We start from the raw sequence: 13,579 nt of genomic DNA on the forward strand, positions 1-13,579 counted from the left end.
ATCTTCTTTTCAAAAAAAGGAGGATATTACATGCGTTTGGATAAATTGCTTTCTACCATTGGGTACGGAAGCCGAAAAGAAGTTAAAGGTCTTTTAAAGACTGGAGCTGTTAAGGTAGACGGTACAGCGGTTAAAGATGCTAAGGTACATGTTAATCCAGATGAACAAGAAATAACTGTGCATGGCGAAGCCGTTTCTTACCGAGAATTTGTTTACTTTATGCTGCATAAGCCGCAAGGTGTCATATCAGCGACGGAAGATTCTCTTCATGAAACAGTTTTGGACTTACTTGAACTTGACGATGCTGTGTATAATCCATTTCCGGTAGGGCGTTTAGATAAAGATACAGAAGGGCTCTTGCTGCTGACAAATGACGGTCAGCTTGCACATCAGCTGCTATCTCCTAAAAAGCACGTTCCTAAAACGTATTTTGCAAAAATTAATGCACCGGTGACTGAAGAAGATGCTGAAGCATTTAGACAGGGTGTCACTCTTGATGATGGATACGTAACAAAATCAGCAGAGTTAAAGGTACTAACAAGCGGTGTGGAATCAGAAATTGAATTAACGATCGTTGAAGGGAAATTTCATCAAGTGAAGCGTATGTTTGAAGCAAGAGGAAAAAAAGTAACGTATTTAAAACGTTTATCTATGGGAGCTTTGCTATTAGACGAGTCGTTAGATTTAGGAGAATACAGGGAGTTAACGGAAGAAGAACTAGCTTTATTACAAAAATCAAATGCCTAAGAAGAGGCGAAAGAAAAAGGAACCTAAGTCTAAAATGGTTCCTTTTTTTGTCCACTTTATTAGACAAGTGAAACATTTCACGTTAAAGCACTTAAACGAGTACCAACTCTGCTTGACGTGCAAATGGAGCGGGGGACTATGCACTCGTCCAAGTCTTGACTTTCTACTGCGTAGAATTTTATCTCTATATATAAATCACTTACTACCCTTGAAATAAACTTACTAGGATGACATCTTGACCTTCTTTTGCGTAGTCGTCCATGTACCGCGACTTGGGCTGCGAACTAAATCATTATATGCTAACACATTCAAGTCACGCTGAATGGTTCTTGGTGTAATACCAAATTCGTCTACGAGCTCTTGCGTTGTAACTGTTCCATTTTTACAAATGAACATATAGACCGATTTGATACGAGTTAGCATTCGATTAGTTGAAGGTTTCAAAAAACCACTTCCTTATTCGTTTTTCGTAAGGCACAACTTCTTTATAACTCTGAGATGTCAAGCACTATTTCAGTCCTTATCCTTATTGTACACAAAATCGACAGAAAAATAAAAGAGAAAACGCAAATTAACACAATATTTACAAAAAATGATATAAATATGTAATCCTTTCGTAACATCTCCTTCCTCTATTTGCACATTTTTTATAGTATATGTAAACAATAAACAAATAGAATCCGTTTTTATCGATTGTGCCTACAAATTATTTCCCGGAATTTTGACTCTGTAAACCTTTGATATGAAAGGAAAGAGACAATTATTTCTTTCTATATAAAGGTATGATAAAGTTAAAATTACCAATAGTAATGATAGATACAATCTGTAAAAGCAGGAAAAGGAGACAAACAGATGACGGCAATTAATTGGAAAGAGGAAGTGCAAAAAAGAGAAGCTGAAATTCTAGCTGAGACGCAGCGTTTTTTGCAAATTAAAAGTGTTTTGACAAGCACAGAAAAAAAAGAAGAGCCATTCGGACCTGGAGTTGCTCAAGCGCTTCACTTTCTTTTAAACAAAGGAAAAAATGACGGGTTTTCCGTCAAGAACGTAGACGGATATGCAGGTCATATTGAAGCGGGAGAAGGAAAAGACCTTCTTGGCATTTTGTGTCACGTAGACGTCGTTCCTGAAGGAGACGGGTGGTCGGTTGATCCATACGGCGGTGAAATAAAAGACGGGAAAATTTTTGCTAGAGGAGCAATCGATGACAAAGGCCCGACGATGGCTGCTTATTATGCGATGAAAATTGTGAAAGATTTAGGGCTTCCTCTATCTAAACGGGTTCGAATGATCATTGGAACGGATGAAGAAAGTGACTGGAGATGTGTGGACCACTACTTCAACCATGAAGAGATGCCAACTATGGGGTTTGCGCCCGATGCGGATTTTCCTATCATTTTTGCTGAAAAAGGCATTACAGACGTAGAAATTCGCCAGCAGCCAATTGAAGGAACAAAGGGAAGCGTTCAGCTTACATCATTTGTCTCTGGGCGACGCTACAATATGGTTCCTGATCTTGCAACAGCTGTTCTTGAATTCCATATTGAAACGGATATTAAAAATAAATATGATCAATTTTTAAAAGATCAGTCTTTAAAAGGTTCAATAACAGAAAAGAGCGATGTATACACACTTACTTTAGAAGGCGTTTCAGCACATGGCAGTGTGCCTGATAAAGGGAAAAATGCTGGACTTACACTTCTTCGCTTTTTACACACATTAGAACTTGATGAACAAGCTAATCAGTTTGTAGGTTATGCAAATGCGTATTTAGTCCAAGATGCACTAGGCGAAAAAATGGGCTTAAATCGCAAAGATGAGGTCACGGGTGATTTAACGATAAATGTTGGAATCATGTCTTACAATCAAGAAGAAGCGGGGCACTTTGGTTTAAATATTCGCTATCCTGTATCAGCTCATATTGACGATATTATTGATACGATTAAAGAAAAAAGTGAATCTTATCAAATGACCATCACACATTTTACAGATTCTAAACCACATCACGTCGATCAAAAACATGAGCTTATTCAAACGCTTCAAAAGGTTTACCAAGAACAAACAAATGAAGAACCTACACTCATTTCAATTGGAGGAGGAACATATGCCAGAGCATTAGAAGCAGGCGTGGCATTTGGCCCTCTTTTCCCAGGCCGTGAAGAAGTAGCGCACGAAAAAGACGAGTACATGGTAATTGAAGATTTACTTCGCGCAACAGCTATCTATGCACAGGCTATTTACGAATTAGCTAAATAAAAAAGCGAACGCCTTTGCGTTCGCTTTTTTATTATTCAAATGAGAACAGGTCGCTTGATAAATAACGTTCACCTGTATCGCAAGCGATACATACGACCACTTGATCAGGAGATAATTTTTTGGCTACCTCGATAGCAGCATAGCACGCAGCGCCAGATGAAGGACCGACTAAAATTCCTTCTTCAGAAGCCAAGCGTCGCGTAATATCGTAGGCTTGTTCATCATTAATTTTTAAAATTTCGTCGTAAACATCCACATTAAGCGTATCAGGGATAAATCCAGGGCTTGTTCCTACAAGCTTGTGCTTACCAGGTCTTCCTCCAGATAATACAGGAGACCCAGCTGGTTCCACAACATGAACGGTCATATTTGGGTAGTTTTCTCTTAGGACTTCACCAGTTCCTGTAATCGTTCCGCCTGTTCCAGCAGTAGCAACAAAAGCAGATAGGTCTTTGCCTAACTCGTTCATTGCCTCGATAATTTCCTTAGCAGTCGTTTTTCGATGAGCGTCAGGGTTTGCATTATTTTCAAACTGCATGGGCATAAATGCATTTGGAATTTCTTTTGTAAGCTCTTCTGCCTTGCGAATTGCTCCAGGCATTTTCTCATCACCCGGTGTTAGAACAACTTCAGCACCATATGCTTTTAACAAGTTAATTCGTTCTTGAGTCATGGTATCTGGCATGACTAAAATAGAACGATAACCTCTTGCCGCTGCATTCATAGCTAAGCCAATACCTGTATTTCCGCTCGTTGGTTCAATAATAGTAGAATTTTCATTGAGCAAGCCTGCTTTTTCAGCTTCCACGATCATATTAAAAGCAGCACGGTCTTTTACACTACGACTTGGATTAAAAAACTCTAGTTTTAAGTAAACGGATGCTCCATCTGCAGGTTGAAGACGATTCAACTTAACAAGAGGTGTCTCGCCAATCAAATCAGCCATATTGTTAACAACTTTCATTTTTCTCATCCTTTTCTTATAAAAATTCTCTGTATTATTTCTATGATAACACAAATTCTTATTTTTTAAGCACATGACAAATTTTCAGAAAAACCTCTCTATTTTATCCGGAAAAACCTTTAAAATAGATCTAGCTCTTTTTGAACATAACCAATTGGGGAAAGATAATAAAAAGAGAAGGAGCGATTTGATGAAAGGTGATAAACATTATTTTATTGGAATCGATGTGCCTGTATCTATTGCACATCAGGCAGAAAATTGGGCAAAGGAATTAATACCCTTTCCTTTCAAACAATGGACATACCCTGACGATTATCATATAACGCTACAATTTTTAGGGTTTTTAGATGACAAAAAGGAAAAGCTGATTACCCGCTTAAAAGAAGTAGCCTCCCGTCATTCAAGTTTTTCACTGCAGACAGGTCAGTACGATGTGTTCGGTGCGTATAACAAGCCTAGAGTGCTTTATGTAAGCCTTAGGCCAAGTGATAAGCTTATGAATCTGCAAAGGGATATACAGGCCGTATGGGAAGATCTAAGCGGCTTATACGAAAAACGTCCTTATCGTCCTCATATTACGATTGCAAAGAAGTGGGGAGGGGAAGCCGGACTTTTGGAAGAACAGTTAAAGCAAACGTCGATTGAAGAACAGTTTCAAGTAAGTTCGTTTGCCCTTTTTGAAGTTCATCCTGCCAGCAAACCTAAGTATAAAAAAATACTATCTTTTTCCTTGCAGTCACAGTAGCATATGAACATACAAGCAAGGAGAGAGGTTATTTAAAAATCACTCTTATCAAAGGAAAGAAAACGCCGATGATAATAGAGAAATCATCGGCGAACAAAGTTTTAGAGGAATTTTAATTAGGGGATTGATGTAAACGTGGCGCAGCTACTTAAGGTGCAAGATTATATTTCCCGTTATGAAAAAGACGTTTATCACTACACGTCTCAGTTTAATCACTTAAAAAAGCATAATTGGAAGAAAGTAAAGCAATTATTTGAAGAAGGGCTATTACATGAGCCGCCTGTAAAAAAAGAAACAAAAGCTCAACGTTCATTTTTGCAAAAAGCAAAAGAGCGGTTTACAAGAAAAAAAGAAACGTGTGAAGTGGAAGAAGCGTTCTCTAGCGATAGCGTGGAAAATCAAGAGCTATTGAGGTTTACAACTCTTCCACAAACAGCGGAAGACTTGAAAATATTGTTTTTAGAAAATGTATTTGATCTTCAAATGAAATGGGCTACATCCACTTTATTTGAGTTCTCACAAGCAGATCGTAAATATTACCATGATGAAGCTCTCCGTTATTTTATTCAGCGCTTTCCTGATACGTGTCTCGTGATGTACAAGCCTGTTTTCATGATTAATAAAGCTCCGGTAGAAGGAGATATCATTATTGTTACTCCAACGGAAACCCTCTGTATTTGTTTAATAGAAACATATAAAAGCGCTGTTTTTCAGTATTCAAAAGAAAATTTTTGGACAGAGTTAAGAGGAAGAGATCAAAAAAAGATATTAAATCCTTTAATTGGGTTAAATCGAACGGAGCAAATTGTCCGAAGCATCTATCGTACTCACGATATTGAACATAACGTAAAGAAAATATTACTGAGCAGAAATGGATACATTGATTACGCTGCGGAGCCTTATCAGGTTGAATTTGTAGATGCTAGAAAGTACGAAGAGTGGTTTTATGAACTTCGGAAATCTAAAGCCCCTTTAAAGTTTAAACAGATGAAAGCAGCTCAAGTATTGCTCGAACACAGCCAGAGTATTTATTTTGACCGAGAATTCGAAGGTGAATAATACGAACATTCACGCTATGAAAGTGCTTTCATTTTTGCGTTTGCTACATATAATGCTACTAAAGAGGTAATTGGCATAAGGAGGAGAAAAGGATGACTGGTGATAATAAGTTTCAAGCTTATTTAGATCAAATAGATCGTATTACTCTTTTAGTTCCAACTTCTTATCATGAAGGTCAAATTGATTTTTTTGTGATTAAAAGTACACAAATGCATGAGACCATCTCTATTGAAAACGTACATGAATTAGAAGGTTTTATCAAATATGAAGGCAAGGTTGAAGGTAGCATAGAAATTGGACAGTCGTACGTTATCTGTGATAATTACGGGGAGAAAGTTCCGCTCCAGGTAGGGGCTGTTATACGAACCAAAGAGTTTGATGAGAGATTTTATTATAATCAAAATGATTTGGGTGCAGCATTTTATTCAGATTATATTATGATAAAAATTTGGGCCCCGACTGCATCAGCAGTGGTTTTAAAATTAATACATGCAAACAGCGGGAAAGAAGAACTGTACGTCATGGCTCGTCAAAGAAAAGGGGTATGGGAAAAAGAACTTCCCTTAGATAAAGAAGGGTATTATTATCGATTTTTAATAGATGTAAACGGCCGGACAAATGAAGCGGTGGATCCTTATGCCGTTGCAGCTACAGCAAATAGTGAATACGGAGTTCTGATAAATCTTCATACAGACTATGTTCATCTCCATGAAAAGCCGCCTTTCCTTCAGCCAACGGATGCCGTTATTTACGAAATGCACGTTCGCGACTTCTCTATTCATCCTTCAAGCGGGATAGAAAAAAAAGGCACGTACCTAGCTGTTACTGAATCAAGCGGGCAGCCAGGCAAAACAACAGGTCTTCATTATTTAAAAGAGCTAGGAGTGACTCACCTTGAATTTCTTCCTATTAACGACTTTGGCGGAGTAGATGAATTAAATCCTCATGCTTCTTATAATTGGGGGTATAATCCATTGTTGTTTAATGTACCAGAAGGAAGCTACTCCGCTGACCCTTCAAATCCCGCCACTCGTATTGCTGAGGTGAAACAATTAATATCAACACTTCATCAACAGGGATTCCGTGTTATTATAGATGTAGTTTATAATCACGTATTTGTACGAGAAGAATCACCTTTTGAAAAAATTGTTCCGGGCTATTACTTTCGACATGATGAGTTTGGGATGCCTTCGAACGGGACGGGAGTAGGAAATGATTTTGCTTCTGAACGGAAAATGGCGCAAAAGTTTATTATCGATTCAGTATTATTTTGGATAAAAGAGTACGACGTTGATGGGTTTCGCTTTGACCTCATGGGAATTTTAGATATAGAAACGATGAACATCATTCGTGAAAAAATAAATGAAATTGATTCTACTATTTTGGTGTTTGGCGAAGGCTGGGATTTAAATACTCCTCTCCCCTACAATCAAAAAGCAATTATGGCGAATGCCCGCCAAACGCCTCAAATCGGCTATTTTAATGATCGCTTTCGAGATTCTGTAAAAGGAAGCACGTTTGATGTATATGAAAAAGGTTTTATCAGCGGAAATATTCATCAAAAAGAGACCGTGCAATCTGTAATAGCGGGGAGCATTCTGGATAAAGAAGACAGCCGGGCTTTATTTATAAATCCAGCACAATCAGTTAATTACGTTGAATCACATGATAATCATACGCTGTGGGATAAGTTAACGAATTCAAACGGAGACGAAGACGAAGACACTCGTAGAAGTCGTCACCGCCTTGCTACTGCTATTGTACTTCTTTCGCAAGGCATACCGTTTCTTCATAGTGGTCAAGAGTTTTACCGCACTAAACAAGGCGTAGAGAACAGCTACAATTCACCCGATGATATTAATGCACTTGATTGGAATCGACGAATCGAATTTTCTCCTGATGTGAATTGGGTTCAAGAGCTGATTTGTATTCGCAAACAGCACGGTGCATTTCGCTTGGGAGATGCTTCAGTGATTAGGCAGCATGTCTCTTTCCTAAACACGCCGCAATCCATTATTGGCTATTGCTTATCAAACGTATTGGCTTACGGTCCGTGGAAGAATATTATCGTGTTTTTTAATCAAGGCCTAATGGAAGAAAAAGTAGTTTTGCCAGGAGGACCATGGAAAGTAGCACTTGATCATTGTAAAGTATATAAAAATGGGTATCCTATTATAGAGGATAATGCTATAAACGTTTCAAAGCTTAGCGTTCTTATTTTATTTCAAACGTAATTATTGTCTTCAACCACTTGACGAAAAAAGTGTGATGGAGATAATATTTATAAAGGATGGCTATTGATACATATCCTCAATAGCCGTCTTTTTTATTTACTAAGAAAATAACGTCATGATGTCTTAATAGATTGCTTTATTGAGTGAAATTTTTAAACGAAATGTGTGTGTTGAAATTGAAGGTGAATTGGTTGGAAGATATATTAGGAAGCGAATGGGAAATTACTCCTGCTGGCGGAGCGACAGGAGAAGCTTATTTTGCAAAATTTCAAGACCGAAAGCTTTTTTTAAAGCGTAATTCATCACCTTTTTTAGCAGTATTGTCAGCTGAAGGAATTGTACCGAAGCTCGTGTGGACAAGACGAATGGAAAATGGAGATGTGATCACAGCTCAGCACTGGCTAGATGGTCGAGAATTAAAACCAAAAGATATGAATTCGAGTCGAGTGACAGAATTGCTTAGTAAAATTCATCATTCAAACGAGTTATTAGATATGTTGAAAAGGTTGGGGAAAACACCGCTTCTTCCCGAAGACGTGCTAGCCGATATTGTAGAGAATGTGGACGAGCGACTTCAAAAAGAAAGTATTGTAGAGCAGGGAATCAGTTATTTACAAGCAGAGCTTCCGTCCGTTCAGACAGATAAATATGTTGTATGTCACTGTGATGTGAACCACAATAACTGGATGCTTGGAGAGAATACGCAGCTATATTTAATCGACTGGGACGGAGCGATGATTGCAGATCCTGCTATTGATTTAGGTTTACTGCTTTATTGGTACATCAATCCATCTCAGTGGGAAGAATGGCTTGAGCATTACGGGGTTGAACTAACCGAGAACTTGAAAAAGAGAATGAAGTGGTATGTGATAAGTCAAACCATTTTATTCATTGAATGGCATCGTTCGAAAAATGAACATTCTGAAATGAATTACTGGCTTGAATATCTTCGGATGTTGCTCGTCAACGACATTCAAGCACAGTAGCAAAGATTATGACAAGGTAGATAGTTCTTGGACCCATTGTGATAAATTTTGTTGATTGGTTTGAATATGTTCGTCTAAATGAGCAGCACTTTTTGCATCTTGCGTGTATTTATACACGTTTTGTAGTGTTGCTTGTACGTCCGTGCTAGCATATCCTTTAGCTAACATTGATTGAATTAAACGTTCAACCTGTTCACATTCCGCAACCGTTCCGCAGCAATCACTTTGATGATTAGATAAAATATCTTTTAATATATTCATTTGGTGTTCGGCATTTAAAGGCATTAAGCATCATCCTTTCTCGTATGATGCTCTTATTTTTTTCTATCTAAACACAATTATGCATGTGAATGTCGGTTGTTTCGAATAACCGACATTTTCAATGCGTCAAAATACTTTAAAGAGGTGCAACATGAGATTACGAAACAAACCTTGGGCAAAAGATAAAATAGCTGAAAATCCCCAATGCGTGGTTCCAAACCCAGCAGAGTATAAAGGGAACTGGAAAGAGGTTTTTGGAAACGAAAATCCTCTTCATATTGAAGTAGGAACAGGAAAAGGCCAATTTTTAGTAGGGATGGCTAAACAAAATCCGCATATCAACTATATTGGAATTGAAATGTATGAAAGTGTCATCTTAAGTGCTCTAGAACGATTGATTGAAGAAGAGCTTCCAAATTTAAAGCTATTGAATGTAGATGCTAACCATCTTAGCGAGTTTTTTGCAAAAAATGACGTGGATCGCGTTTATCTCAATTTTTCTGATCCATGGCCGAAAAAGAGACATGCCAAGCGCCGTTTAACATACAAAACGTTCTTGAGCATGTATGAAAACCTGCTGGTTGATGGTGGAGAAATTCACTTTAAAACGGATAATCAAGGGCTATTTGAATATTCATTGACAAGCTTTTCAGAATATGGGCTTCTTCTTAAATACGTGAGCTTAGATTTGCATAAAAGCGATTTTGAAGGCAATGTTATGACGGAATATGAAGAGAAATTTTCACAAAAAGGCAGCCGCATTTACCGCTGTGAAGTAAAATACCTGAACGAAAAAGACTGAGTTCCTCAGTCTTTTTTTGTTCAAAAAGAGAAGGAAATAGTGATAAAATAAAAAGGAATATAATGGAGGTGTAAAATGGAAACGTTAACAATAGGTGAATTAAAAGTGACATGGCTTCGTGGAGGGAATAATCATTTAGACGGAGGAGCAATGTTTGGTGTTGTTCCAAAAGAGCTTTGGACAAAAAAATATCCTATCTCAGAAGGAAATCGAATTCCAATGAGGACTGATCCTTTGCTCGTTCAAACTGAAAAACACCTCATGTTAATCGATGCAGGCATAGGGAAGGGTATGTTGGATGAGAAAAAAAAGCGTCATTTTGGTGTAACAGAAGAATCATTTATTGCTGAAGATTTACAAAAGTTAGGGTTCACATGTGAAGATATTACTCATGTCATTATGACGCATCTTCACTTTGATCATGTGTCAGGATTAACAAAATGTACCAACGGACATTTTTCCTCTGCTTTTCCAAATGCAAGAATCTTTGTTAGTGAAATCGAGTGGAATGAAATGAGAAATCCTAATATACGTTCTAAAAATACGTATTGGAAACAAAATTGGGAATTTATTCAGCATCAAGTAATAACATTTAGTGACAAAGATGAAATTGTGCCTGGAGTGACGGTTCATCATACCGGCGGTCACAGCGATGGTCATGCTGTAGTTGTATTAAAAGGAAACAATGACATCTTAGTGCACATGGGCGATCTTTTGCCAACACATGCACATCAAAATGTCTTATGGGTAATGGCATATGATGATTATCCAATGACTTCGATTGAACAAAAGCAGCAGTGGCTAGCTTATGCCTATGAGCATCAAGCTTGGCTAAGTTTTTATCATGATGCTTTTTATCGAGCTGTAAAATGGGATAATAAAGGAGAAATAGTTGACGAAATTAAACGGATGCATTCAGCGTCAATTCAATAATAGCACCGCTTTTTTTATCAATGAAAAACTCGTAATATTCCTGTTTTGCATCACGTGTTCTGATAATTCCACCTGTATAACCATAAAAAGAGAGACCATGTTTTTGAATGACTTTAGTCGTTGTTTCAATCCATGAGCCGTCGATTGCCCCATTTTGTTTAAAAGCGCTTTTAACAATCGTAAGGGCTTCCGATGAGGAAATTGACGACTTTCTTTTTTGAATAATATAAGCGCTTGCAAATCCGACTGCAGCTCCTGCTATTAGTTGAGTCCATTTCACGTTATTCACCTGCTTTTTAAGGATATGTTTTCATCATTATATCAAATTGTCGAATGCTTTGTTAAGTTGAGTCATAGAAGAGAAGGACGGAACTAGCAACTATTTCCGGTTTTCGATACAATAAAGAAAATGATACATAAAGGAGAGTATATATGAACAATGAAACGCTATCTCTATTTAAAACATTAACGGAGTTACCAGGTGCCGCTGGAAACGAACATCAAGTACGTTCATTTATGCGCTCGCAAATTGAACCCCTTGTAGATGAAGTCATTCAAGATGGGTTAGGAAGTTTATTTGGCGTTCGCTATAATGAAGAAAAAGGTCCTAAAGTAATGGTAGCAGGACATATGGACGAAGTAGGATTTATGGTTACGTCTGTAACAGATAAAGGAATGCTTCGTTTTCAAACTCTAGGAGGATGGTGGAGTCAAGTACTGCTAGCTCAACGCGTCCATGTTGTTACAAAAAAAGGTCCTATCACCGGCGTAATTGCTTCTATCCCTCCCCATTTATTAGACGAATCACAGCGCAACAAGCCAATGGCTATTAAAAATATGATGATTGATGTGGGCGCAGATAGCAAGCAGGAAGTAGCAGAAATGGGCATTCGTCCTGGCGATCAAATTGTACCGATTTGTCCGTTTACGCCAATGGCAAATGAAAAGAAAATACTGGCGAAAGCATGGGATAATCGCTATGGGTGCGGACTTGCGATGGAATTATTAAAAGAAGTAAAAAATGAAAAATTGCCAAATATTTTATATTCTGGAGCTACTGTTCAAGAAGAAGTAGGACTTCGCGGTGCTCAATCAGCTGCGAATATGATTAAACCGGATTTGTTTTATGCACTAGATGCTAGTCCTGCTAACGATACATCAGGCGATAAAAATGCATTTGGACAATTAGGAAAAGGCGTATTACTTCGTATCTTTGACCGTACGATGGTCACACATAGGGGAATGAGAGAATTTATTTTAGATACAGCTGAGACAAACAGCATCCCTTATCAATACTTTGTTTCTCCGGGAGGTACGGATGCAGGGCGCGTTCATACTTCTAATAATGGAGTTCCTTCTGCGGTCATCGGCGTATGTTCACGTTATATTCATACTCATGCGTCTATGATTCATGTAGATGACTATGCAGCCGCAAAAGAATTACTAGTCAAACTTGTACGTTCTACAGACCAAACAACGCTCGATACGATTAAGCAAAACGGATAAAAAAGAACAAAGCAGCTGCTTTTGCGGTTGCTTTGTTTCATAATGACAGGAGAAAAAAATGAAAATTGCAATCGGAACGAAAAATCCAACAAAAGTAAATGCAGTAAAAAAAGTATTTGGAGATACTTTTACATATGTAGAGGTAGCCGTGCAGTCCGGGGTGTCGCCACAGCCTTTTTCTGATGAAGAAACCATCCAAGGAGCGATTAACCGCGCGCGTGCTGCTGTCAAAGAGACAGGTGCTGATATCGGCATTGGGCTTGAAGGAGGGGTGCAGGAAACACCTCATGGCTTATTCCTTTGCAATTGGGGAAGTCTTGTTACCTCTAAAGACCTTGAACCGATTTTAGCTGGAGGGGCTCGTATTCGGCTTCCTGAAGCGGTAGCCGGTATGCTTCGTGATGATAAAAAAGAATTAGCCGAAGCTATGGAAGTGTATACAAACCAAAAGAATATTCGAAAAAAAGAAGGAGCAATCGGTATTTTTACCAATGGAAATTTAGATCGGACCGCTATGTTTTATCAGGTGGTTTTAATGCTAAAAGGACAGCTAGATTTTAGGACAAATCAAGCTGTTCAATAGGAAATTTCTTTGTAACCCTTTATAATAGAAAAGCATCAGTGTATGATAGTTGCAACAACTCATATACTATGTTTTGATGTAGAAGGATTAAATAATGTATAGGGCTTTAGCCGTTTAAATACGAAAGTAAAAGAAAAAGTGGAGGAAAGAAAAATGGAAAAAATGCAAACAATTGAACAATACAAAGAAATCATTAAAGAAGGAAAACATATCATGATGTTTTCAGCAGACTGGTGCCCAGATTGCCGAGTAATCGAGCCTGTGCTTCCAGAAATTGAGGCGAATCATAGCGAGTATACATTTCACTATGTCGACCGCGACGACTTTATCGATCTTTGTGCAGAATTAAGCATCTTTGGAATTCCAAGCTTTGTTGGTTACAGCAACGGAGAAGAGACAGGGCGCTTTGTCAGCAAAGACCGTAAAACAAAAGAAGAAATTGAAGAGTTTATTAACGGCTTAAATGCATAAATCAAGTGAAGACTGATAGCGATCTACAGCTA

The 13,579-nt window shown here is 38.1% G+C and carries 15 protein-coding genes; 11 read left to right on the top strand and 4 right to left on the bottom strand.

The features are described 5' to 3' along the window. Positions 1-30 precede the first annotated feature (30 nt). Positions 31-747 carry a pseudouridine synthase gene (locus MMB69_RS00300; RefSeq protein WP_221784712.1) on the top strand — a complete coding sequence of 239 codons (717 nt, stop codon included), beginning with the start codon at positions 31-33 and terminating at the stop codon, positions 745-747. Between the two features lie 222 nt (positions 748-969). On the opposite strand, the gene MMB69_RS00305 is transcribed toward MMB69_RS00300, so the two are convergent. Then, the gene (locus tag MMB69_RS00305; protein WP_013059517.1) at positions 970-1,191 is read right to left on the bottom strand and encodes a DeoR family transcriptional regulator; all 222 of its coding nucleotides are present in this window, start codon (positions 1,189-1,191) and stop codon (positions 970-972) included. 408 nt (positions 1,192-1,599) lie between these two features. Between MMB69_RS00305 and pepV the strand changes: the two genes are divergently transcribed. Then, complete coding sequence (gene pepV / locus MMB69_RS00310) at positions 1,600-3,003, top strand: dipeptidase PepV (protein WP_277447004.1); 1,404 nt, start codon at positions 1,600-1,602, stop codon at positions 3,001-3,003. A gap of 31 nt (positions 3,004-3,034) precedes the next feature. Here pepV and cysK read toward each other — a convergent pair whose 3' ends face one another. Further along, complete coding sequence (cysK, locus tag MMB69_RS00315) at positions 3,035-3,967, bottom strand: cysteine synthase A (RefSeq protein WP_221784710.1); 933 nt, start codon at positions 3,965-3,967, stop codon at positions 3,035-3,037. 190 nt (positions 3,968-4,157) lie between these two features. Between cysK and thpR the strand changes: the two genes are divergently transcribed. The 4 genes from thpR (at position 4,158) to MMB69_RS00335 (ending at position 8,991) form a co-directional block, all read left to right on the top strand. Further along, positions 4,158-4,712 carry an RNA 2',3'-cyclic phosphodiesterase gene (gene thpR / locus MMB69_RS00320; RefSeq protein ID WP_221784709.1) on the top strand — a complete coding sequence of 185 codons (555 nt, stop codon included), beginning with the start codon at positions 4,158-4,160 and terminating at the stop codon, positions 4,710-4,712. Between the two features lie 135 nt (positions 4,713-4,847). Next, entirely contained in the window at positions 4,848-5,771 is a 924-nt protein-coding gene (locus MMB69_RS00325) for a hypothetical protein (protein ID WP_221784708.1), read from the top strand. Positions 5,772-5,863: 92 nt separating this feature from the next. After that, positions 5,864-8,005: a type I pullulanase gene (gene pulA / locus MMB69_RS00330; protein ID WP_221784707.1), complete on the top strand. Its 2,142-nt coding sequence runs from the start codon at positions 5,864-5,866 to the stop codon at positions 8,003-8,005. Positions 8,006-8,196: 191 nt separating this feature from the next. Beyond that, a complete protein-coding gene (locus MMB69_RS00335) occupies positions 8,197-8,991 on the top strand; it encodes a phosphotransferase family protein (RefSeq protein ID WP_028410490.1) in 795 nt (264 codons plus the stop codon). A gap of 6 nt (positions 8,992-8,997) precedes the next feature. Here MMB69_RS00335 and MMB69_RS00340 read toward each other — a convergent pair whose 3' ends face one another. Beyond that, positions 8,998-9,276, bottom strand: a complete 279-nt coding sequence (locus MMB69_RS00340; RefSeq protein WP_013059510.1) for a YtzH-like family protein — start codon at positions 9,274-9,276, stop codon at positions 8,998-9,000. Between the two features lie 127 nt (positions 9,277-9,403). Between MMB69_RS00340 and trmB the strand changes: the two genes are divergently transcribed. Then, on the top strand, positions 9,404-10,054 hold the full coding sequence (trmB, locus tag MMB69_RS00345) for a tRNA (guanosine(46)-N7)-methyltransferase TrmB (RefSeq protein WP_221784706.1): 651 nt from the start codon (positions 9,404-9,406) through the stop codon (positions 10,052-10,054). A gap of 75 nt (positions 10,055-10,129) precedes the next feature. Next, a complete protein-coding gene (locus MMB69_RS00350; protein ID WP_153253773.1) occupies positions 10,130-10,987 on the top strand; it encodes a YtnP family quorum-quenching lactonase in 858 nt (285 codons plus the stop codon). On the opposite strand, the gene MMB69_RS00355 is transcribed toward MMB69_RS00350, so the two are convergent. After that, positions 10,956-11,267: a PepSY domain-containing protein gene (locus MMB69_RS00355; RefSeq protein WP_221784705.1), complete on the bottom strand. Its 312-nt coding sequence runs from the start codon at positions 11,265-11,267 to the stop codon at positions 10,956-10,958. The genes MMB69_RS00350 and MMB69_RS00355 overlap by 32 nt on opposite strands. A gap of 152 nt (positions 11,268-11,419) precedes the next feature. On the opposite strand from MMB69_RS00355, the gene MMB69_RS00360 reads away from it, so the two are divergent. The 3 genes from MMB69_RS00360 to MMB69_RS00370 all read left to right on the top strand — a co-directional run bounded on the left by MMB69_RS00360 (position 11,420) and on the right by MMB69_RS00370 (position 13,547). Continuing rightward, positions 11,420-12,493 (top strand): M42 family metallopeptidase, encoded by a 1,074-nt coding sequence (locus MMB69_RS00360; protein ID WP_221784704.1) that lies wholly within the window; start codon positions 11,420-11,422, stop codon positions 12,491-12,493. A 58-nt stretch (positions 12,494-12,551) separates the two neighbouring features. Further along, entirely contained in the window at positions 12,552-13,076 is a 525-nt protein-coding gene (locus MMB69_RS00365) for a DUF84 family protein (RefSeq protein ID WP_221784703.1), read from the top strand. A gap of 153 nt (positions 13,077-13,229) precedes the next feature. Further along, complete coding sequence (locus tag MMB69_RS00370) at positions 13,230-13,547, top strand: thioredoxin family protein (protein WP_013059504.1); 318 nt, start codon at positions 13,230-13,232, stop codon at positions 13,545-13,547. Positions 13,548-13,579 lie beyond the last annotated feature (32 nt).

It is taken from the genome of Priestia sp. P5 (assembly GCF_029522155.1).
Taxonomy (GTDB): domain Bacteria; phylum Bacillota; class Bacilli; order Bacillales; family Bacillaceae_H; genus Priestia; species Priestia megaterium_E.